Origin of the sequence: Prochlorococcus marinus subsp. pastoris str. CCMP1986 (genome assembly GCF_000011465.1) — a bacterium.
In the GTDB taxonomy this organism is placed as follows: Bacteria; Cyanobacteriota; Cyanobacteriia; order PCC-6307; family Cyanobiaceae; genus Prochlorococcus_A; species Prochlorococcus_A pastoris.
In genome coordinates this window covers 1062150-1083973 of record NC_005072.1, presented here as the reverse complement: position 1 = coordinate 1083973, position 21824 = coordinate 1062150, and the positions used below count along the sequence as shown (strand labels likewise).

Genomic DNA, 21824 nt, shown 5'->3' with positions numbered 1-21824 from the left:
CTTAAGAGGAACAACTGTAATGCGAAACTCCTCCTTTATTAAAGAATTCTCTTGGCCTAAGTCGATTATATTTTTGTTCTATCTCCAAAGACTCTTCTTCATAAGGATTTTTGAAGATAGTTTGTAATTCTTTTATTTTGTTGTAATTACCCTCTTCAGCTTCTTGATAAGCAGGCACTATCATCCATTCACGCCAAGTGAACTTAGGATTTACTTGTTTCATTGATTTGGAGATTTCTTTTAAATCACCTTGTTTGTTAATACAATCTTGCCATTTCTTTAACCAAATAAACCATTCCTTATCAAGTTCTTCGCTAGAAGGTAAATAAAAACTATCTTTTAAAAAAGATATATTGTCAGGAATATGAGAAAGCTTTCTAAAGAAAATACTGAAATCAACCTTAGAGTTAACCATAAGATTGAAAAGCTCGTTGGTAAGAGTTTCGTCGTATTTTTCAAGACCAAGCTTTTTTGCCCACATTAATTGCATTTCTTTGCTCATAAATTTAGAAAAATCATTTTTAATTTTCTCTAATTTTTCTATGTCTTCTTTATTTTCTAAGAGTAATGGTAGAAGAGATGAACAAAACATCTTAAAATTGATTTCGGCAGCAAAAGGCTGATTGAAAAATGAAAAATGCTCTCCACCTCCAGTCCAAGGCTGAAATCTTGGATCAAATAATTCACAAAAACCAAAAGGACCGTAGTCAAGGGTAAAACCTCCAGCAGCACAATTATCGCTATTAAAATTACCTTGGCAGTAACCGACTCGCATCCAGTTAGTTACAAGTGATATTAGCCTTCCTCGATATAAATTAGCCAACCTAATCACCTTCTCATTAAATGAATAACTTGGATCAATTTCATCTCTATAGTTCCTATCTATAAGATGTTGGACAATAATTTTAAGCTCATTGAAAGCGTCATCATGTGAATTACTTCGAACTCTGCGAGCAAAGAGTTCGAGCTGACCTACACGCAAAAATGAAGGCGCGACACGTGTAGTAATTGCGGCATGATTATCAACCATAATATCAGGTTCAAAATATCTAGAACCTTCTGTATACCAAGGCCTTCTAACTATTTCTGTCCCTGAGACATAAAGAGTTAAAGATCTTGAAGTAGGAATTCCTAATGCATGCATTAACTCCTGTGCAAGAAATTCACGAACACTTGATCGTAGTACCGCTCGGCCATCTGCTCCACGACAATAAGGTGTGGGGCCTCCACCTTTAAGTTGCATCTCCATTCTTTTCCCATTGAATAAACCTTCAAAAACAGAAATTGCTCGACCATCTCCATAGCCGTTACCTGTCCCAAAAGGACATTGTTGTGTATATTCAGTTCCATAAATAGACAATGCATATCCCGTCGCCCAGCCAAAGGGTCTCATTGGATACTCTGCGACTTCGATATCACCTGAAAAAAAACGACAAAAATTTTTATCTTTTGTAAGGTCAGAACTTAATCCCAATTCTTTAAATAATGTTTTGCTGTGCGAAACATATATTGGTTCGGGAATTGGTGTTGGAGTAACGGGAACATAATGACCTGAATTAACTGACCTAGCCCTGTGATCATTCCCATCTTTTGTCGAATGAGGATCAGCGTTGAGAGAATTCATTAAAGAAAAATCTGCTAATTGTGAAAACTCAGAAAAGTTTTTAGTTTCTTCGCCTTTTAATAATTCAGATTTTCGTGACATTAATTTTGTACTTTATTCTTGATTAGGTTGTATTTGACTGGAAATGAACAATAACTATATTTTATATTGAATTTCATCTATATGCCTTTAAAGTAATTTACTGTCAATAAAAATTACTCAAATAAAAAGATAATTAAGTGTTAAATTTTAGTCAAAAAAATTGTTTCTGTTTGATTTTTTATAAAATTTCGTTTTCATAGATATATAGCTATCTTCTTTACTTAATTATGATTATGCCTCAATCTACTTTGGAAAGTTTGTTATTTTTTTTAGTGCTATCTTTATTAGCTTCTTATCTAGTAAAAATTAAATATGCATCCAATATAAAATTTCAAAAATAATGGAATTATTTATTTGAGAATTAAATTGGTATGAAAAGTTTATAATCTGAACCCGAATTTATTTTTTTCTTCGATTTCCCATAACCTAGCTATTTCTTTTAAGAGAGTTTTAACTTCAGAATCTGATGAGCCTGAATCAGCTTGGAATTTTTTACAAATTTTTATGATATCTTTTGATATTTCCTCAATTAATATCGTTTTTTGGTTTGGATTAGCCATTTAAATTCTAGTAAACACCATTACAGTTGAAGCCACTGCAATTAAAAACTCTGAGAATATTTAATATGAAATTATGAAATTTATAATCAAAAAAGAAGGCCCAAGTAGTGAAGATAGCAAAAGCTGAAAAAGCAAAAGCAGCATATTGAAGCCAATGTGTTCCAGTACTATCTATTCCATTTTTATCAAAATCAGAATTACTCAATTTTCTAAAGTTTCTTTAATCTTAAAAAGTTTTTTTTACTAATGTTGAATTGGGACATCACTGAAAAAGTTCTTAAAAGCTAAATTTATCATTTAATAATTATTACTGATTATCATTCCATGTATCTTGATAAAGCCAACTCAAGAATACAAGAGTTAAAACATTACAAAAAGCATAAGTGAAGCCCCACAATGGATTATAAATATTGGCAATTATTGTCGATACTATGAAAATTATTAAACCAGAAATAATTAAATCTTTAACAGGTAAATGTTCAGTATTAATAGAATTAATCATTTAATTTTAAAGATATTTTAATATCTTAAATATAAGATAATTTAAAAGGATTTTTATCAAATTAACTAGATTCAGTTAATTAATTTTTAGTTTTTTACTGGAGATATATTTTTTAATTTTTGTTTTAATTGAACGCCAAGTGAATTTTTTCCTAAATCTAAAAGTCTTAAAGTATCTTTATGCATTCGAATTTGTGTATCTGCAATTTGTAAACCCTTGAGAAGATCTTTAACTTCGTCTGGCAGTGAGTTTATATCGTATTTCTTACCATCGAAGTCTAGTGTAGGAAGTTTTTTATCTTCTGGATTTGCTGAATCGGATTCTTTTGAGTCAAGCATTTTTTAATTATAATTTTAATATTTGTATTATTCTATATATTTATAAGAGTAGAAATTATATTTATTCGTAAATATTGTAAAAATTAACTCAACAAAATACATTTTGAAATGAGAAGGAAAATTTTTTTTGAAGTTTTTAATATAAAAAAATTATCTATTCTTGTTTTAGGTTTTACTCTAGGTGTTATTGCAATTTGGCCTGGAATTATTTCAAGAAATAGTAGGAAATGTTTTTTTAATATTATAAAAGATGGAAGTGACGGTAATATCCAAATTAAAACGATTCTCTTAGTTAATCCAAATTATTTATTAAGGATTAAAAATGCTAAAAACGATTATTGGAAAGTATTGTTAGTTGGAGATGCTTGTTTTCGGAAATTTTGAAAATTGAAATTTATAGAATTTAAAAAATATTGATTAAACGATTGTAAAAATACTCTATATTAAAGGAATAAAATTCTTTTTTAAATGGCTAATAATTTTTATCAATGGTGGAAGAATCATAGAAGAGTAGTAACTTTTGGAGGCTTTTTAATTTTATTAGGTTTGTATGTATCACCAGTAATCAAAGAAGCTAAATATAAAAACATGTGTATAAAACTCTCAGAAAAAGGTGCTTTAAATAAATTAAATGGCGATAATATCGGCGAAACACTTTTAAAAGATACTGGGTTAAGTATTGAGGAATTAGCTAAAATAGAAGGCTATAGGAATTGCTTCTAATGAAACGCTTACTACTTGCAGCAGTTCTATTTCTTTTAAGTGAAATTTCATTTGCAAAAGAGAAACTGAATTACACTATTACCTCTGATTCTCAGGTACAAAATGGTAAAGGTAATTTTGAAGCTATTAGTAATGTAGTTATCAAAAGTATTAATAATAATTTTTAAGCTTCCTCAAATAAGCTCACTTATGACAAAGATGCTAAAAGTTTAGAACTACTTGGAAATGTATTTGTTAAAAATTTAGAGTCTGAAGGGTTATCTATACAAGAATCATATGGCGATGAATTGACTATATTTACTGATTCGTGACTTTTAAAATTTAATTCTGAAAATAAAAATAGAGTAAAAACAAAACTTAAATTTTAGATGAAATGCTTACTCGTTAAAAAAAGAACTTATTTATGCCTTATTTAAAGTCATTTCTTGGGACCCTTGGATACAGCTTCCAGTTAGATAACTGATAACCTTTTTTGAAATTGCACCAATACCAATAGCTATTAAACTAATACCAAATATTATCTTGATCTTTTGCTCGAAAGTAGAAATTTAATTAAGATTGTGTATTTACCAAATAATAGGAATATTGACTTTTATTATGTGGATAAGAAATTGCTTCAGGCTCAAATATTTAAAAATAGCCTTTTACCCTATTTACACTTTTTACATTTTAAAATAAATGTAGTGCAATTTTTAATAAAATGATCGAAAAAAAAGGGGACAATATTCGAAGCGAAAACTTTTATCCAGATAGTAATTATTATCTTGATCAGGACAATACTCCTGAAGAGACCACACTTCCAGAAGATCAAATATTTAATACGAAAAAATTTGAATGGCCAAATAGCTATTGGTTTATTGCCGAAAGGACTAATGGAAGGCTTGCAATGATAGGCTTCATGGCTGTCATTATTAACTACACTTTATTTGGATGGATAGCATATCCAATCCTTTAAGTATTAATTATGGGATTTTTTAATGAGCTTTGACATAATCAACCAAATTCAATTATGGGTGTAGGTGTAGCAATTTTAGTATTGTCAGGAATTTACATATCATTACTCAATACATATAAATAATTTTAAATTGAAAATTAATTCTCAGGGTTGGAGTTTAATTTTTAGTATTGGAGCAATCGTCTGTTTAATACTGCTTATTTAGTAGTATTAAACAGACAATGCTGTAAGCAAAGCTATGCAAGGTAGGTTTAGCAGATGATCACCCAGAGAGTATTTAAGAATCATGAAGAGTAAACCAGTGAGACTGGATTCGAACCTGCGACCTAGTGCTCCCAAAGCACTTAACAAACCTAGTAGAGCACTATGTCTACAAGCTATGACTAAATAGTTGCGGGGTATTGCTGAATTTGCATTGTTCTTGTATAGGCTCAAAAGGATTAGCACTACTAAACAAGTAGCCGTTCTTATGACTCATCACACCAGAAAGAAAGAAAGTAAAACGCCAGAATTAACAGCTAACGATATATTTGGAACTGTTTATCTGAAAAATGCTTCTACTGATGTTTGGGGCTATTGGAAAGAAATAGGGGAAAGGGGAGAAACTATCTATAGCCTTAAGAGTTTTAAATCTAGGGGCAACACTATGAAAAATAATCAAATCTATTTATTCGAAGGTTCGGAAGAAGATCAAAGAGTCCATTTTTTAAGAATGAAAGGATTAGGTTGCACGTTAAATGAATTAAAAACCCATAGAGAAAGAATTGGGACTTACATTAATGATAATTCTGATAGGTTTTTCACTTCTGATGAAATAAGCCAAAAACTCTCAATTAATAAGAAATATACAGATGAAGTACTTAGGGAATTGGCAAAAGACAAAAACATAGATAAAAAGGGACTACCTTCAACAGGCGGGAGACCTAAATATGCTTACTTCGCTATTACAAAAGTTTTTTAATAAAAAAAGAACTGGAAAAGGGGAAAAGTTGGTCAAACCTCCATACTTTCGCACCTACTTTCCCACCCTATAAAAATAGGTTAAATAGTAGTAATAGCCTTATATATTAATTACTTTTCCACCTTATATATACTTTAGAAAAAAAAGAGACATAAGCATTGTGTCGAGGACAGTACGCCCACTAACTAATGAGACTAGCCAACCAATTTCCAATACTTTTCACGTCTTAGGTTGAGATCAGATATTCAAAAATAACTAATATTTTGTCCAACAACTTCAAAAGCTATGTCCAAGACGGATGAGACCTACTAATGTTTATAGTTCCCGTGATATCTAGAGTCTTTTTCCTTAGAATCCTTAATCGTCATTTCCCAAATTAATTTTAGTGAGCCAATAGCAGAAGAATATTGTCCAGCTTCGAAGGCTCTCTGGAAGGTACGTTCACTTTGGGTCAAAATCCAAGCCAGTAAATCTCGTTTTTCGTGTCGGTCTAAGTTCTTTACTATTTGGGTACTTGCCCAGTTAATATCCATGATTAATTATAATTACGTTAGAAAAAGTTTATTGGCTAAAATTTCTTGAACATAATTCCTAGCAAATACAGACCAGAAATTGATGGATTAAGGGCTATTGCAGTTTTAGGGGTAATAATTAATCACCTTAACAAAGAGTTCTTACTATCCGGATTTTTAGGAGTAGATATATTTTTTGTAATATCAGGCTTTGTTATTTCCTCATCTTTGTATGGAAGAGATTCTAAAAATTTTATTGATTTTATCCAAAATTTTTACATAAGAAGATTAAGAAGAATCGTTCCAGCATTAGCTGTATTTATAATTATTTCTAGTATTCTTATCTGTTTATTTAATTCTGATCCACAAATTTCTTTAAGAACTGGAGCCTCATCTGCTTTTGGATTATCAAATTTGTATTTGATTAGACATGCTACTGATTATTTTGCAGAGGATGCGGATTTAAATATTTTTACTCATACATGGTCTTTAGGCGTTGAAGAGCAATTTTATTTTATTTATCCATTTTTTATATGGTTTACAGGATTCTCTAGATCAGCTAAAAAAAGTTTAAGAAATTTATTTATTGTCTTAATAATTTTTTCAATTCCCTCTTTAAGTCTTTATTTGCATTTATATAAATCAAATCCAGATGCAGCTTACTTTCTAATGCCAACAAGATTTTGGGAAATTTCTTTTGGAGGTTTAACCTTCGTTTTAAGTCGGTACAAAATAGTTGAGAAATTTAAATACAGACATCTTTCAGAAATTTTAATTTTTTTGATATTGATATCAATAATGATGTTTCCTAGAGAGTTTATTAATTTATCTACAATTCTTACGGTTTTTTGTACAACATTATTTATCTTATTGACAAAAGAAGATTTCTTAGCTTACAAATTTCTTACCAATAGATTTATAGTTTTTATTGGAAAAATCTCTTATTCTTTGTATTTATGGCATTGGACTGTTATCTGTATAAGTAGATGGACTTTTGGAATAACATGGTGGACAATACCAATACAAATTTTATTAAGTTTTTTTCTGGCCTTTTTTTCATATAAATACGTAGAAATACCTTTAAGAAGTAGAGAATATGATGTTAAAAAGTTTGGTTTATTAATCCTTAATATTATTATTGCTTTTAGCTCAGGGCTTATTGCAATATTTTTGTCTTTAAATAATAGTGTTTTATTTACCGGACAATCGCCTACTTTTAATGCGGGTAATAAATGGAGATATGCTATTAAATCAGTTTCTAAAAAAATTAATGGTAGGAAATGTCATGCCGATGGAGGCTATACACAAGAAAAAATAGATGAATTATTTGATCATTGTATTATTTATAATAAAAGCCCAAATAAGATTGATAAAACGATTGCTTTCGTTGGTGATAGTCACGCGCAAACTCTAATGAGTGCTCAAGATATTTTTTACAATAGGGGTTTGAATTTGATTCACTATACACATGCAGGTTGCCCCTTCCCTCCTTTGGATTTTGGAATTCTACCATCAAAATGTAATCAATTTATAAAATTATCCTCCACTAAAATTTTGAATAAATTAGGGCAAGATGATATTTTAGTGATTTATGGTTATCACCTTTCTTATCTTGGGGATCAAAAACATCCCGATACAAGAAATACCATTTTTAACATAAATGATGAGATTTCTATTAATGCTGAGGAAAAGATAAATATCTATATAAACTCTATAAAATCTTTTGTTCAAAAAGCTAATGCGAAAGGTATTAAAACTTATTTAATTACCTCATCATTGAGAAATTCTATTCCTCATCCAGAATGGTTTAGACCTTTTCAAGAAAATAATCATAATCAAAATTATCTAATTCAAAGAAAAAATGCGATTTCTTTGAATAATTTGTTTATAAAAAACTTATCAAATATAGAAGGTTTATTTCTATTCAATCCATTAGAAGCATTAGAAAGTTGTTGTGATAATTTTAAAGATTTTTCAAAATTCTATCGTGATGGGAATCATCTATCTGATTATGGTGCAAAAGTATTAGTTAATAAATTAAAAAACTTTATTATTGAAAATGATACAAATAACAAAATATAAATTTTAATTAAAATGTTTAATGATAAAAATAATAAACTTTTGTTATTTTCTTCTTATCTAGAAATACTTAAAAATACCTCCGAAGAAAGAAGGCTAGAGAAATGACTTTAAATTTCGCAGAAAATAATCTTTTTTTATATACCTAGGAATATATGAGATTAGCAATACCTAACTTTTATTTATATGCACTGATTGGGGCGAAAGGATTCAAACCTGCGACCTAGTGCTCCCAAAGCACTGGGCGTTATTTTTAAGAATTGCTTGAGAATCTAGTTATAGTCTTAACTAATTATAGAGAGTGGAACGAGTTTGAGACAACATATTGCAATATCTTCGAAGATCATACAAGATGTTAATAGATATTAGAGCCCCCTTTAGAGCCCCCTTTAGAGCCCCCTTTAGAGCCCCCTCCACCGACCTAGTGTTTAGCTTTAACCAGCTCGAAGAAATGATAACTTTTTGGGAAACTATAGATAAACTTAGAGGGATAAAACCCTCTTTTTTATGCATAAATTATTAATATCTTGTTTAGCTTTACTTGCTTTACCTACTACTGTTAATGCAAATTAACTCGCAGGGGTGGAGCTTAATTTATACTATTGGAACTATAGTTATAACTTTTTTAATTTTGGATAAGGAAGAAAGAAGGAACAAATATAAATCAATGTCTAGCCAAGAAAGGCAAGAATTAATTTTAAAGATGATGAAAGCTAGAGGAATAGAAGTAGGAAGTGGAGTTCCAAATAAAAATTATGACAGTGAAGAAGTATATGAGTTAATTCATATTGCTAAATGCTTTCCAGAGTTAAGAGAAAAAGAAAATAAATAAAAGAGTTTTTTATATTAAATAACAATATAAATAAGCTACTAAATAATAAAAAATATAAGAAGTCTAGGAACCTAGAAATATAAATAAGCACGTAAGTTTTCAGTAATTATAGTAATCTAGAAATCTAAAATTGTTGCAAGTCACTGGCTTTTATAGCTTTTAATTATTATATTTTAAGAGCATATCCTCATATAAAAAGTAGTTTAAGAAGTTTGATATATATATTTATAAGTATAATTACTAATTAAGTGAAAATTTATAATTTTTTACTTTTAACGTTAATATTTTCCTCTCTGCCTATAAAAGCTGGCGAAAATTTTTCAGGAAATTTTGATGTTAATAATTGGAGCACAGTAGGCTCGTCTGGAGATGGCTCCTTAGATACTAATAATGCTCCAGACTCCATAACTATTACTGGTCCAAATGATGGTTCGAGAGGCTCAGCCCAAAAGTTTTTTATCGAAATTCCTTCTGGAGGTTCTGGTACATATAGTTTTGATTGGGCTTATACTACAAACGATACTCCTTTCTACGATTTTCCAAACTTGATAAACGGTAGCAGTACAACCCTTTTTACTGGTTATCAGTTGCATGGTGATTTCAATCAATCAGGAAGTATTTCCACTGATGTAGAGGCGGGGGATAATTTTGGTTTTGAGATTGAAACAAATGATGGTGTTGGTGGGCGTGCATTTTTAACGATCTCTTCCCTTGTTACTCCAGATCCTCCTGACACTGGAACTGAATGGGTCCAACCCTATACAGCGATGCAGAATATTGGATTGGCATCAATTAAAAATAATAGAGACTTGGTTTTAGCTAAAGCAGGACAATGCAATAACTATGGTTGGGTGATTGGAGATACTGATTATTGTGTTTATACCAATGCGAACAATACAACTGCTTCTGTTAACGGTAATAGCAGTTATGGAGGATATGATTATACAAAATTTAATACCTCATTAAATGTAGAGAAGACAATTAATGATAGATGGAAAGCTGGTGTTGCATATGGCGTTGGATCTTCTAATTTAAATAATTACAACTTCTCTAGTACTACAGCTAGTTTGAGTTCCACTAACACTCACTATTCTATTTATGGAGTTAAGAAAGTAAGTGATAAATTCACCTTAAAAGGAATGATTGGTGGATCTGATTTTGATTACAAAGGTAATAGAAATTATTCAACTACATCAGCAACATCTGCCTACGATACTGATGGATATACTGCGGAGATAAATGGTATCTGGGATATGAAAAAGAATATAAAAAATATGAAAACCCCAATCCGTTTACAACCAACGGTAGGAGTTGCTTATGCCGCCCATACTCAAGATGGATTCAGTGAATCGGGTAGTGGAGATTTAATTACCATTGATCCAAATCAGGCAGAATCTCTTCTGTTTAAAACAGGAATCAGTATAGATAAGCAAATCCCTATGGAAGGAGGAAAGTGGATTTTAGTTCCTTCACTTGCACTAAATTATGAAATGGATCCCTATTCGGACGATGATCATAGAAGTATTAAAGGTGGATTAACAGAAAGCTCAACAGCTCATACTAAAGTTTCTTCTAAAACACTTGGTCAACATAATGGTTCTGTAAAAGTGGGAGCTGATTTTATCTGTACTAAAGATTTTATGTTTAACTTAAATGCTGAATATGGTCTAGCAGAAGGAGGAGATGAGCAGTCCTATGGTGGCGGTTTTAGATGGCAGTTTTAATCAACTAGTTATTAATTAATTCAAAAAAGGTAGGCACCTTTTGGAGATCTTCGAAGATGCTAGAGCCCCTCCTAGAGCCCCTTTCTCATGTGAGAATGAACAAGCAATAAAAAAGAGAGGTTGGGATTCCTCTCTATGACTTGGATTCTAAGAGTCGGGGCGACAGGATTCGAACCTGCGACCTAGTGCTCCCAAAGCACTTGTATGTAACTTTGAGAAAAAGATAAGAATATAGATTGTAACTAAGGTTTTCTATTGTGTTGGAATGTTTCTGAGTCTCAAATTCATACCTTGCGATCGCATGAATTCACATGAGATCGTCACTTAGCTACCCCTCTAGCTACCCTTTTTACACCCGAGTGCCTTCTTGTAGTCATCACCCCAAAAAATAATTGATAGTCGCTATTGAATTCCAAGAAGAAAGAATTAATGCTTAGGAAGGTAAAAGAATTATTGATATAGAAGCTGAGTGAAGTTATCTTTTTAAATAATAATCATGAATATGATTTTCATTATCTAAATAAAAATGATAATCGTTTTTTATTTTAATTTTATAAAATGTATAAATTATTACTAGCATTGATTTTTAGTCATATATAATTTATATTTAGAAATAAATTTTTAAATTATGGTTATTACTTTTACAAAACATTTATTAACAGATACTTTGATTTTAAACGAGAAAGAAGTTTGTCCAGGTTGTGGTTGTGTTTGTCCTTGCGAATGTACAGATTGTGAAGAATGTTCGCCATGCAAAGATCATTAATTTGAATAGAAAAATGAATTCTAAAAATTTTTTTCATAAGAACTTAAAAGTCTCTTTAATAATCTTCCCTGTATATTTGTTTTTTATTAGTATCTATAATCCAGTATTTGCTCATCATCCATTTGGTATGGGTGAGAGTTCCACATTAACTTCCTGGCAGGGTTTTATCAGTGGTATTGGTCATCCCTTATTGGGTCCAGACCATCTCCTTTTTATTTTGGCAATAAGTCTTATTGGATTGAGATCCCAAAAAAAATGGATATTACCTTTATTAGGTTTTGGTTTAATTGGAAGTGCTATTGCGCAAATTTTGTCATTGCCAGAATTTATGATCCCCTACGCAGAAGCATTAGTATCTTTAAGCTTAGTTTTAGAAAGTTTGATAATTTTGGGCTATTTACCTAGCTCATTACTTTTACCCATGATCTCTTTGCATGGTTACTTGATAGGAGGTGCAATTGTTGGTGCTGAGCAAAGTCCTCTATTAAGTTACTTTTTAGGAATATTTATAGGGCAAGGATCTTTGCTCTTAATAGTCCTATACTTATCAGAGCATATTGGAAGAATTTTAAAGAATAAAAATTTGGTTTCGGGAATTTTAATTGGTATTGGAGCAGCCTTTTCATGGGTTGCACTTATTGATTAATAAGAGTTCTAAAATTTTTTGGGAACAACCTAATTGATGGAATTGTCAATAAAAGGCACTAGAAAAGTAATCCACGACCGCAACAACTGTATCCTAGCTACCCCTCTAGCTACCTTTTCGCAATATGAGACAAGTTATATTATTTCTAATCCGTTGGTATGACTTATCGGGGCGACAGGATTCGAACCTGCGACCTAGTGCTCCCAAAGCACCCGCGCTACCAAGCTGCGCCACGCCCCGTTAACTAAATCTTAGTTCATTTTAGACATCTATAAAAGCCCCTCTAAATAATTATTTTATAAAAACTGCTTTAAATGATTAAATCCTGCGCTTGGCTATGATATTTCTAATAAATAATTTGTTAAAGAGAATTTAAATCCACACTAAAAACATGGAAATACTAAATGAATTAATATCTACCTACAAAGATCATCCAAAGGAAGGAATTGATTTTAAAGATGTCCTTGAGATAGTTCAACATCCAATAGTCTTTAAAGAACTTATTCTTAAAATGGCATCGAGTAAAATTGTGTCTAATGCTGAAGCTTTAATATCAATTGATGCGCGAGGTTTTATTTTTGGATCTGCCATCTCATTTCAAGTCTCAAAACCAATGATATTTGCTAGAAAACCAGGAAAACTTCCTGGAGAATTAATTAAAAAAAAATATACTCTTGAATATGGAGAAAATTCATTGTCAATTCAAAAAAAGAGCCTTAATAACTTTTATTCTTTTGCAATTATCGACGATTTGTTAGCAACAGGAGGTACTGTAAATTGTGTTTCAAATATTTTAAAAGACAATGGCAAAAAAATTACGGGGCTATTAACCGTAGTTGAGTTGATAGAACTTGAAGGAAGATCAAAATTTGATTTTCCAGTTGAATCCTGGTTAAAATGTAAATAGATTTTTTAGAAGAATTAAGTTAAGATTGTTTGTTTGTTACTAATTTTAAATCGTTATAATAATGGAAAAAACTTCAGAATTAATAGAATTAATGAATTATTATATTAATCCCAATGATCCTGCTGTAAAACCGATAATTAAGAAAAATGAGAATTCTGATAAATCTCTTGGAAGAGAATTAACAAAAAAATTTATTTGAGTCATTTTACCTTGTGCTCCTCAGGTGTAAATTTTATTTAAGATAGCTATAATCATTATTTATTGAGAGATTTTCGTTTATTTTTCATTTTTTCTAAAGATTTTATATTTTTTCAATATAGTAATTGCTTTTATTTGAAAAATATCTATTTGAGGATTTTTTCAATTATAAATCAAAGTTACATAATATATATTTGCTATAATAAAAAGAATTGTATTTATGAATGGATTACATAAAAAAATCTCTTAGCAAACTTAATGAGAATAAGGTTTATGAGGAAATTGATACTAGGTTAGCTTCTGGTTGGTATGTGGGAGCCTTTGAGAATAAAAAGAAGAAGCAATTTAAGACTCAAAAAGTAACCTATAAAATTTCCCGAAAAAAAAATTAAGTATAAAGATCATTTTCTAAGAAATATATTTCCTTAAATAAACCAATTTAATAAATTAATAGTTTTATGTGAATAAAAGTCTTAAATTTCTGATCGGTTTATATTTTTAAGAAATATTTAATCGTTAATGTGCTCTTTAAATTTTGTATTCAAAATAATTAACCCACTTTTTTGGGTAAACATAACAATCCACGTATTATTAAGTGAAATTTCTCCATTTTACTATTTAGGTTTTATTAGTAATTTGTACTACATGATAGAAAAATGAGGTATTTTTTTTATCTCTTCTCAAGGCTGTTTCAGTAAAATTTTAAAATCTTAGTTCCAATCAAGATCCAAGAACTCCAACATATTTTTGTGTGATTATCAAAATCATCTATCAGGGATTCATCTTTTGAAATAGTAAAGTCTTAATTGGAATTTTCTTTTTGGATTCGAAACCTTTCATGATCTTAAACATAACCTCTCATTCAGAAATTTTGTCATGATTTAATAAATCAATTGGCTTGCTTAACCCTTATTTAAAAAACAAATCTTTTTTAATTGGACACAAATAATATCGGCACAACATGTTGCAATAAAATTAATGTTTAAATTTTATCCTCAAAAACCACTGCTATGACTTGTTAATTTATTTAAGATTTATATATTCAAAAATATATTTGATTTAAATTAAAAAATCATAGAAAAAGTATCGTTTGATACTTGTGATTATACTCAGTTATACAGTATCTTAAGGTGTCCCTAATATTGTGTGAGGCAATTTATGAAGCTTTTCAAAAGCTTGCTTGTGGCACCTGCAACTCTTGGTCTTTTAGCACCAATGACCGCTACTGCTAATGAGCTTAATTTAAAAGATGTATCTGGCTACTCTTCATCAGAAGAAGTTCGGAACATTAGCGAATTTAATCCTGCAGAAGAACTCGCAGTTACTAATAGCCGTGTAGACGGATTAGAAGCAAGATTAAACAACTTTGAAGCTGGTAGTTTCTCAGAAACAACTACTGCATCATTTAGCGTTGACGCTGTTTTAGGTGCTATCGACGGTAATGCATCTGCTACTACTGGTCAAGGCGAAGAAACAGGTTTTGACTTCCAATTCAATATTGGTTTATCAACAAGTTTCACAGGTGAAGATTCACTTGACATAGCTATTGACAACGGTAGTGCAACAGCTTCACCTATTGGAGCAAAAATGGGTTTCGACACTGGAACTTCCTTAGTTGTTGATGGTGTTACTTATTCATTCCCTGTTGGTGGAGCAACAATGGTAGTTGGTGATGCAACTGACGTTAGTGCTACATACACAGGAGCTTGTACTTACAGTGCATTCACTGATACAACATTAGACGACTGTGGTACTGGTAACTCTATAGGTGCTGGTGGTAAAGGTGTTGCAGCATCTTTAGGTTATGCATTTGATTCTGGATTCTCAATAGCTGGTGGAATATCATCCCCAACAACTGAAATCGTAGGTGATGATGCTGACTTATACGGTCTTAATGTTGCTTATTCAACAGACAGTTACGGAGTAGCTGTTGGATATGCTATGGATGATGGTGGAACAGGCGCTGAGACAACAACATGGGGTCTTAACGGTTTCTACACTTTTGATTTAGCAAGCCTAAGTGTTGGTTATGAAACTTCAGAAACAGGCGGAACTGATAGTTCTGGATACTTCGTTGGTCTATCCTTCCCAGAAGTTGGCCCTGGTTCAGTAAACGTTGGTGCAGCAACTACTGGACTTTTTGCTGACAGTGTAACTGAGTATCTTATATATGAAGCGTCTTACTCTTATCCAGTAAATGATGCCATGACTATTACACCTGGTATATTTATCGAGGAGACAGCTGGTGATGATTTAACAGGAGTAGCTGTTAAAACTTCATTCTCTTTCTAATAACTTAGATAGAAAAAACTACACACAAAAAGAGGCCTGCTTAACAGCAGGTCTTTTTTTTGTGAGGAAATTCTCAAGTTAGTGAATTTTATTTTTCATAATTTCAGTTACTATAATTATTAGAAAACAAAATATATTGAAAAAAATTGACTTATTAAAAAAAATTGAAGAAGCAAAAATAAAACAAAAAGCAGGAAATTCTTTAGAGGCAAATCAGATATTCCAAACGTTATTAAAATCAAATAATGAGTCTTTTGATTTACTATTCGCTTATGGTTTGTTTTGTAGGGATTTAAAAAATTTTAATTTAGCAAAAAGAGTGTTTCTCAATTTAATAAATAAATTCCCATCATCAATTAATCCTTATATTTTATTAGCCGAAATATTAAAAATTGAGAATAAATTCAATGATGCAGAAAGATTACTTTTAAAGGCATTAAAAATTGATCCTAATCATGGAGATTTGCTCTATAATTTCTCTCTTTTGTACTTTGCCTTTAGAAACTTTGATTATGCCTTGGTTTATATAGATAAAGCTATTAAATTATCGATAAATAATGATATTTATAAACTTTTAAAGTCTGAGATTTTTATCAATAAATCCAATATTGATGGTGCTATATATATTTTAGAGGAACTAAATAATAAAAATAGAACTAAAAATGATAATAGCAAAGAAATAAGAATAAATATTCTTTTAGCTAAGGCACATATAAAGAAAAGAGAGTTCAAAGAAGCAGAAAATATTCTTTTAAAGTTAATAAATAAATTTAAAGGATTGGAGTTGGCTTATTTAAATCTTAGTATCCTTTATAAAGAAAAAAATCAATTAAGTAAAAGTATACAAATACTAAAAAAAGGAATAAATTTATCTCCTAATTACATGCCTTTTTACACCAACTTGGCTTGTTTCTATAGAAATTCAGGCCAGCTTAAACTTGCAATCGAGACTAATTTATATATTATTTCGAGAAATAAATTTGACTTTAATAGTTTTTATGAATTATCTGGGATTTATGATTTTAAGAATCATAAAAATGAATTAAATTTTTTATTAAATACAAAACTAGAGAATCTCGATCCAAATTCAAAGATCTACGCAGCTTTTGCAATCTCAAATTTGCTTCATAAACAAAGAAAATTTAAAGAAAGTGCAAAATATCTTAAAATTGCCAACGACGAAGTCATGAAGTTTAAAAAATCTGACTCAAGTCTGAAAATTCAATATACCGAATTTTATAAATCACTAAAAATCAAAAAAACAGAAAATAAATATTTTAAAAATTCTTCTAATTATGTCTTTATTGTTGGCATGCCTAGGTCTGGGAGCACTTTACTGGAAAACATATTGAGTTTAAATCCTAAAGTAACTGATATGGGTGAGGTTAACTTTTTAGAGGAATCTATCAAGGAAGCTAAAGATTTAGAGAATGTTCATAACTTATACGAAAAAAAAATTATAAATCAATTTGAATCATCTCTTATTTACACCGACAAAAATTTATTTAATTATATGTATTGTCCCATTATTTCTAATTTTTTCCCTAATGCAAAAATAATAAATTGCATTAGAAACCCTCTTGATAATATTTTATCCATATACAGAGCAAACTTTTTAAATCAGTCTTTCTCTTTCTCTTTGCCTGATATTGCTAGTTTATACTTACACTATTTTGAAACTATTAAGGAATATAAAATTAAATATGGTGAAAATATTTATGATTATTACTATGAGGACTTAATTGAAAATCCTAATAATGTTATACCTGAGATAATAAATTGGCTTGATTGGGATTGGGACGAAATATATTTTTCACCCCATCAAAACAAGAGAAATGTATACACTGCAAGTAGCGCTCAAATAAGAAAGAAATTTTATTCCTCTTCTATTGGGATTTGGAAAGAATATAAGGAACTTTTGGAACCTGCAATTGAAATTATTAAAACCAATAAAATCCTTGGAGATAAGATTACGTAAAGCAAAGTGCTTCTTAGTAATGGCCAGCTCGTTTTTTGTCTACTGGTGGTTGTTAATTCTAGGCAAATAGATTATTTTTAAATTACTCAAATTGTGTGAGGATTTTTATGAAGCTTTTTAAAAGCTTGTTGGTAGCTCCAGCAACGATTGGGCTACTAGCTCCATTTTCAACGTTTGCTGGCGAGGCAAACTTAAACGATATCTCAAAATACTCTAATCTAGAGCATCTTGACCTCGCTAATGCATTTGTAAATGATGAACCAAAGAATAATTCTTTACTTGCTGGTGGTGAAGGTTTAGTTGATAGTGGGAGCTCAGATGGTGGCTTCTCACAAACAACTACAGCATCATTTAGCGTTGACGCTGTTTTAGGTGCTATCGACGGTAATGCATCTGCTACTACTGGTCAAGGCGAAGAAACAGGTTTTGACTTCCAATTCAATATTGGTTTATCAACAAGTTTCACAGGTGAAGATTCACTTGACATAGCTATTGACAACGGTAGTGCAACAGCTTCACCTATTGGAGCAAAAATGGGTTTCGACACTGGAACTTCCTTAGTTGTTGATGGTGTTACTTATTCATTCCCTGTTGGTGGAGCAACAATGGTAGTTGGTGATGCAACTGACGTTAGTGCTACATACACAGGAGCTTGTACTTACAGTGCATTCACTGATACAACATTAGACGACTGTGGTACTGGTAACTCTATAGGTGCTGGTGGTAAAGGTGTTGCAGCATCTTTAGGTTATGCATTTGATTCTGGATTCTCAATAGCTGGTGGAATATCATCCCCAACAACTGAAATCGTAGGTGATGATGCTGACTTATACGGTCTTAATGTTGCTTATTCAACAGACAGTTACGGAGTAGCTGTTGGATATGCTATTGATGATGGTGGAACAGGCGCTGAGACAACAACATGGGGTCTTAACGGTTTCTACACTTTTGATTTAGCAAGCCTAAGTGTTGGTTATGAAACTTCAGAAACAGGCGGAACTGATAGTTCTGGATACTTCGTTGGTCTAAGCTTCTCAGAAGTTGGCCCTGGTTCAGTAAACGTTGGTGCAGCAACTACTGGACTTTTTGCTGACAGTGTAACTGAGTATCTTATATATGAAGCGTCTTACTCTTATCCAGTAAATGATGCCATGACTATTACACCTGGTATATTTATCGAGGAGACAGCTGGTGATGATTTAACAGGAGTAGCTGTTAAAACTTCATTCTCTTTCTAATTATTAATTAGAAAATCTTACATACAAAGAAAGATCTGCTTTATTGCAGATCTTTTTTATTGTTAAAAATACTACTATTAGATATTTAAAAACAATTTATTGTCGATTAATAAAATAAATCAACTAGATTTTATTAAAAAGCTTAAATTTTAATTGAATGATTGAAAATACGAAGAATTAATTTCAATGGCCCCCATATTTAAATGTCTAATTTGCAGAAAAGATATTGAAAGATCAACTAAGTCATTTTGGACTAAAAAGGGACATTTGCTTTGTTCAAGTTGCTTAGACAAAATTGAAAAAAAGCCCTTACTTAAATAAGAAGGACTAATATAATCTGGAATAAATTTATATATTAATGAAGAATTTATTATCAGAAATAAATAATTTAAATTTAAAGAAAATAGTAGAACAACGTGCCAATACTTTCAATCCTAAATCGTTAAGATTTAGAACCAACCTGGAATGATTTGACCAGTAGTTACATAAGCACCAACAGCTGCTACGAAACCTAACATTGCTGCCCAACCATTAAAACGTTCTGCTTCAGGAGTCATGATAATTAAAGTGTTTTTATATTAAATAGTGTAACAGGATATATGAAGGTTTGTAAATTATTTGAAGATTTTAACTAGAAATTCCAGGTAAATTCGGGCTTTGTATGAATAAAAGACATATTTGATACATAAATGTATATTATTTTCATGCTTAACCTCAAATAATTTCCACTTAAGTAAAGAAGCAAGTTCTTCGTTTTTTTTATACTGGTTTGAAGTAAAAAGTAATATTAAAAAAATTTTTTCAGGTATTGAAAACTTTAAATACTACAGCTACATCTTTTCTATATCTTTATATCTACAAGTAATTCCCCTCAAACGTTTTGCAGGATCTTAAATGTTTATTTTAATATAAATCCGTCCAATTATTTATTTTACTTCCCTTCATTACTGATATTGACCGAATTAATTTGTAGGTAATAGCTGATTTTTGTTCTTATTGAAATGACCAATCAATTAGATATAGCCGCATAAACTTGAGAATGTTTTTATTTATAATTCAACCAAATATGTAACCTTTAAAATTCATTTGGACTATTAATACAGACTCAATTTTTAAATGTGGGTCGCCTGAGATTCGAACTCAGGACCAGCCGGTTAAAAGCCGGATGCTCTACCGCTGAGCTAGCGACCCAGTTGTAAAATTGAGTACATATGAAATTATCCCTTCTAAAGGTAAAAAAAACAACTTAATATCCTAAGTTGAACAATTGAAATACAATTCTTAACTTATGATATAAAAATTAAAAATACTCTCTTTATTTGTAGATGATAGGTAAAGTAGTATATGAATTATTGAATATTTAAAATGTTAAGAGCAATTGTAGTTTTCGCACCAATTATTGCCGCATTAGCTTGGGTTGTCTTTAACATCCAAAAACCTGCCAGAGAACAATTTAACAGAGACTTTTTGGGAAAGGACTAATTCGATTTGATAGATAAACAAGTAATTGTAATAGGAGCAGGACTAGCGGGCTGTGAAGCTGCCTGGCAAATAGCTAATTCTGGGATAGCAGTAAAACTTGTAGAAATGAGGCCCCTTAATTCAACTCCAGCCCATCATACGAGTGAATTTGCAGAACTAGTTTGTAGTAACAGTTTTGGAGCTTTGAGCGCAGATAGGGCAGCAGGTTTACTACAAGAAGAATTGAGGACTTTTAATTCATTGATAATTCAAACAGCTGATAAATTTTCTGTGCCCGCTGGTGGCGCTTTAGCTGTTGACAGATCAAAATTTAGTAAATCATTAACACAAACATTATCTGCTCATCCTTTCGTGGAAATAAGCAGATTTGAGCAACTTGATCTTCCAAATAAAAAAAATATTACTGTACTGGCAACAGGACCATTAACATCTGATGAACTAGCTACTAAGATTAAAAAATTTACAGGTATTGATTCTTGTCATTTTTTTGATGCAGCAAGTCCAATTATTTATGGGGATAGTATAAATCATGAAATTGTTTTTAAGGCAAGTAGATACGATAAAGGAGATCCTGCATATTTAAATTGTCCAATTAATAAATTGGATTATTTTAATTTTAGAAATGCATTGATAAATGGAGAACAAGCTTCTTTAAAAGATTTCGATAAAGAATCTGCAAATTTTTTTGAAGCTTGTTTACCAATAGAGGAAATAGCTAGAAGGGGTATTGAAACGATGAGATATGGACCTTTGAAATCTATTGGCTTATGGAATCCAAATTGGGGGGATTTATTTGATAGGGAAAATAGATTAAAAAAAAGACCTCATGCAATTGTTCAATTAAGAAAAGAGGATCTTGAAGGTAAATTACTAAACATGGTTGGTTTTCAAACTAATCTGAAATGGTCAGAGCAAAAAAGAATATTTAGGATGATACCAGGCCTAGAAAAAGCTGAGTTTGTACGTTTTGGAGTAATGCATAGAAATACATTTTTAGAATCCCCTAAATTACTTCTACCAACACTTCAATTTTTGAAAAGAGAAACTCTTTTTGCCGCTGGTCAAATAACAGGTACAGAGGGATATGCAGCAGCTGCTGCTGGAGGTTTGTTGGCTGGAATAAACGCTTCATTATTAGCCAAAAATAAAAATCTAGTGACTTTTCCTAACGAATCAATGATTGGGTCTCTAATGAACTTCATTAGTAATAGAAATGAAATCATGTCCAATCAGAAAAAAAATAAATTTCAACCAATGCCTGCTTCATTTGGTTTAGTTCCAGAATTAACTAATAAAATAAAAGATAAAAAATTAAGATATAAGGCATATCAAGAAAGGTCACTAAAGGAATTGCAAGTATTTAAAAAAGTATTAGATGCATCTTTTAAAAATGATCAATTACTTGTTGAGATTAATTAAAATGAAA

Annotated in this window: 24 protein-coding genes and 2 tRNA genes; 18 read left to right on the top strand and 8 right to left on the bottom strand. The window is 30.8% G+C overall.

Features of this window, described 5'->3' with window-relative positions:
- Position 1: 1 nt before the first annotated feature.
- The 5 genes from TX50_RS06090 to TX50_RS06070 form a co-directional block, all read right to left on the bottom strand.
- Positions 2 to 1705, bottom strand: coding sequence for a protein adenylyltransferase SelO (locus tag TX50_RS06090; protein ID WP_011132765.1), 1704 nt, complete (start codon positions 1703 to 1705; stop codon positions 2 to 4).
- A gap of 380 nt (positions 1706 to 2085) precedes the next feature.
- A complete protein-coding gene (locus TX50_RS06085) occupies positions 2086 to 2265 on the bottom strand; it encodes a hypothetical protein (protein WP_036930572.1) in 180 nt (59 codons plus the stop codon).
- A gap of 7 nt (positions 2266 to 2272) precedes the next feature.
- Positions 2273 to 2470 carry a hypothetical protein gene (locus TX50_RS06080; RefSeq protein ID WP_036930574.1) on the bottom strand — a complete coding sequence of 66 codons (198 nt, stop codon included), beginning with the start codon at positions 2468 to 2470 and terminating at the stop codon, positions 2273 to 2275.
- Between the two features lie 102 nt (positions 2471 to 2572).
- Positions 2573 to 2767 (bottom strand): hypothetical protein, encoded by a 195-nt coding sequence (locus tag TX50_RS06075; protein ID WP_036930577.1) that lies wholly within the window; start codon positions 2765 to 2767, stop codon positions 2573 to 2575.
- Between the two features lie 86 nt (positions 2768 to 2853).
- A complete protein-coding gene (locus TX50_RS06070) occupies positions 2854 to 3105 on the bottom strand; it encodes a DUF6447 family protein (protein WP_011132764.1) in 252 nt (83 codons plus the stop codon).
- Positions 3106 to 3213: 108 nt separating this feature from the next.
- Here TX50_RS06070 and TX50_RS06065 point away from each other — a divergent pair, with 108 nt between their 5' ends.
- The 10 genes from TX50_RS06065 (at position 3214) to TX50_RS06025 (ending at position 12303) form a co-directional block, all read left to right on the top strand.
- Positions 3214 to 3489 (top strand): hypothetical protein, encoded by a 276-nt coding sequence (locus TX50_RS06065; protein ID WP_011132763.1) that lies wholly within the window; start codon positions 3214 to 3216, stop codon positions 3487 to 3489.
- Positions 3490 to 3573: 84 nt separating this feature from the next.
- Positions 3574 to 3828: a hypothetical protein gene (locus TX50_RS06060; RefSeq protein ID WP_011132762.1), complete on the top strand. Its 255-nt coding sequence runs from the start codon at positions 3574 to 3576 to the stop codon at positions 3826 to 3828.
- The gene (locus TX50_RS09875) at positions 3828 to 3995 is read left to right on the top strand and encodes a hypothetical protein (protein WP_225866749.1); all 168 of its coding nucleotides are present in this window, start codon (positions 3828 to 3830) and stop codon (positions 3993 to 3995) included. Before TX50_RS06060 ends, TX50_RS09875 begins: the two co-directional genes overlap by 1 nt.
- A gap of 533 nt (positions 3996 to 4528) precedes the next feature.
- Positions 4529 to 4783, top strand: a complete 255-nt coding sequence (locus TX50_RS06055; RefSeq protein ID WP_011132761.1) for a high light inducible protein — start codon at positions 4529 to 4531, stop codon at positions 4781 to 4783.
- A 469-nt stretch (positions 4784 to 5252) separates the two neighbouring features.
- A complete protein-coding gene (locus tag TX50_RS06050) occupies positions 5253 to 5744 on the top strand; it encodes a hypothetical protein (protein ID WP_011132760.1) in 492 nt (163 codons plus the stop codon).
- Between the two features lie 578 nt (positions 5745 to 6322).
- Positions 6323 to 8338: an acyltransferase family protein gene (locus TX50_RS09195; RefSeq protein ID WP_011132759.1), complete on the top strand. Its 2016-nt coding sequence runs from the start codon at positions 6323 to 6325 to the stop codon at positions 8336 to 8338.
- 559 nt (positions 8339 to 8897) lie between these two features.
- Complete coding sequence (locus TX50_RS06035; protein WP_011132758.1) at positions 8898 to 9167, top strand: hypothetical protein; 270 nt, start codon at positions 8898 to 8900, stop codon at positions 9165 to 9167.
- Positions 9168 to 9415: 248 nt separating this feature from the next.
- Positions 9416 to 10891 (top strand): autotransporter outer membrane beta-barrel domain-containing protein, encoded by a 1476-nt coding sequence (locus tag TX50_RS09190; protein WP_011132757.1) that lies wholly within the window; start codon positions 9416 to 9418, stop codon positions 10889 to 10891.
- 628 nt (positions 10892 to 11519) lie between these two features.
- Positions 11520 to 11657: a hypothetical protein gene (locus TX50_RS09760; RefSeq protein ID WP_173028028.1), complete on the top strand. Its 138-nt coding sequence runs from the start codon at positions 11520 to 11522 to the stop codon at positions 11655 to 11657.
- Positions 11599 to 12303 (top strand): HupE/UreJ family protein, encoded by a 705-nt coding sequence (locus tag TX50_RS06025; RefSeq protein ID WP_011132756.1) that lies wholly within the window; start codon positions 11599 to 11601, stop codon positions 12301 to 12303. Before TX50_RS09760 ends, TX50_RS06025 begins: the two co-directional genes overlap by 59 nt.
- 166 nt (positions 12304 to 12469) lie before the next feature.
- On the opposite strand, the gene TX50_RS06020 is transcribed toward TX50_RS06025, so the two are convergent.
- Positions 12470 to 12543: transfer RNA gene (locus tag TX50_RS06020), tRNA-Pro, on the bottom strand.
- Between the two features lie 151 nt (positions 12544 to 12694).
- Here TX50_RS06020 and TX50_RS06015 point away from each other — a divergent pair.
- The 6 genes from TX50_RS06015 (at position 12695) to TX50_RS06000 (ending at position 18916) form a co-directional block, all read left to right on the top strand.
- Positions 12695 to 13210: an adenine phosphoribosyltransferase gene (locus TX50_RS06015; RefSeq protein WP_011132755.1), complete on the top strand. Its 516-nt coding sequence runs from the start codon at positions 12695 to 12697 to the stop codon at positions 13208 to 13210.
- Positions 13211 to 13271: 61 nt separating this feature from the next.
- Positions 13272 to 13409: a hypothetical protein gene (locus TX50_RS09520; protein WP_162009312.1), complete on the top strand. Its 138-nt coding sequence runs from the start codon at positions 13272 to 13274 to the stop codon at positions 13407 to 13409.
- A gap of 223 nt (positions 13410 to 13632) precedes the next feature.
- Positions 13633 to 13800 carry a hypothetical protein gene (locus tag TX50_RS09755; protein WP_173028025.1) on the top strand — a complete coding sequence of 56 codons (168 nt, stop codon included), beginning with the start codon at positions 13633 to 13635 and terminating at the stop codon, positions 13798 to 13800.
- A 766-nt stretch (positions 13801 to 14566) separates the two neighbouring features.
- Positions 14567 to 15700: a porin gene (locus tag TX50_RS06010; RefSeq protein ID WP_042116110.1), complete on the top strand. Its 1134-nt coding sequence runs from the start codon at positions 14567 to 14569 to the stop codon at positions 15698 to 15700.
- Positions 15701 to 15836: 136 nt separating this feature from the next.
- Complete coding sequence (locus TX50_RS06005) at positions 15837 to 17678, top strand: tetratricopeptide repeat-containing sulfotransferase family protein (RefSeq protein WP_011132753.1); 1842 nt, start codon at positions 15837 to 15839, stop codon at positions 17676 to 17678.
- A 107-nt stretch (positions 17679 to 17785) separates the two neighbouring features.
- On the top strand, positions 17786 to 18916 hold the full coding sequence (locus TX50_RS06000; protein WP_042116108.1) for a porin: 1131 nt from the start codon (positions 17786 to 17788) through the stop codon (positions 18914 to 18916).
- Between the two features lie 449 nt (positions 18917 to 19365).
- On the opposite strand, the gene TX50_RS05995 is transcribed toward TX50_RS06000, so the two are convergent.
- On the bottom strand, positions 19366 to 19473 hold the full coding sequence (locus tag TX50_RS05995) for a high light inducible protein (RefSeq protein WP_011132751.1): 108 nt from the start codon (positions 19471 to 19473) through the stop codon (positions 19366 to 19368).
- A 562-nt stretch (positions 19474 to 20035) separates the two neighbouring features.
- Positions 20036 to 20107, bottom strand: a tRNA-Lys gene (locus TX50_RS05990).
- A gap of 174 nt (positions 20108 to 20281) precedes the next feature.
- Between TX50_RS05990 and TX50_RS05985 the strand changes: the two genes are divergently transcribed.
- Positions 20282 to 20398 carry a photosystem II protein Y gene (locus TX50_RS05985; RefSeq protein ID WP_011132750.1) on the top strand — a complete coding sequence of 39 codons (117 nt, stop codon included), beginning with the start codon at positions 20282 to 20284 and terminating at the stop codon, positions 20396 to 20398.
- 6 nt (positions 20399 to 20404) lie between these two features.
- The gene (trmFO, locus tag TX50_RS05980) at positions 20405 to 21817 is read left to right on the top strand and encodes a methylenetetrahydrofolate--tRNA-(uracil(54)-C(5))-methyltransferase (FADH(2)-oxidizing) TrmFO (protein ID WP_011132749.1); all 1413 of its coding nucleotides are present in this window, start codon (positions 20405 to 20407) and stop codon (positions 21815 to 21817) included.
- The last annotated feature ends 7 nt before the right edge of the window (positions 21818 to 21824 follow it).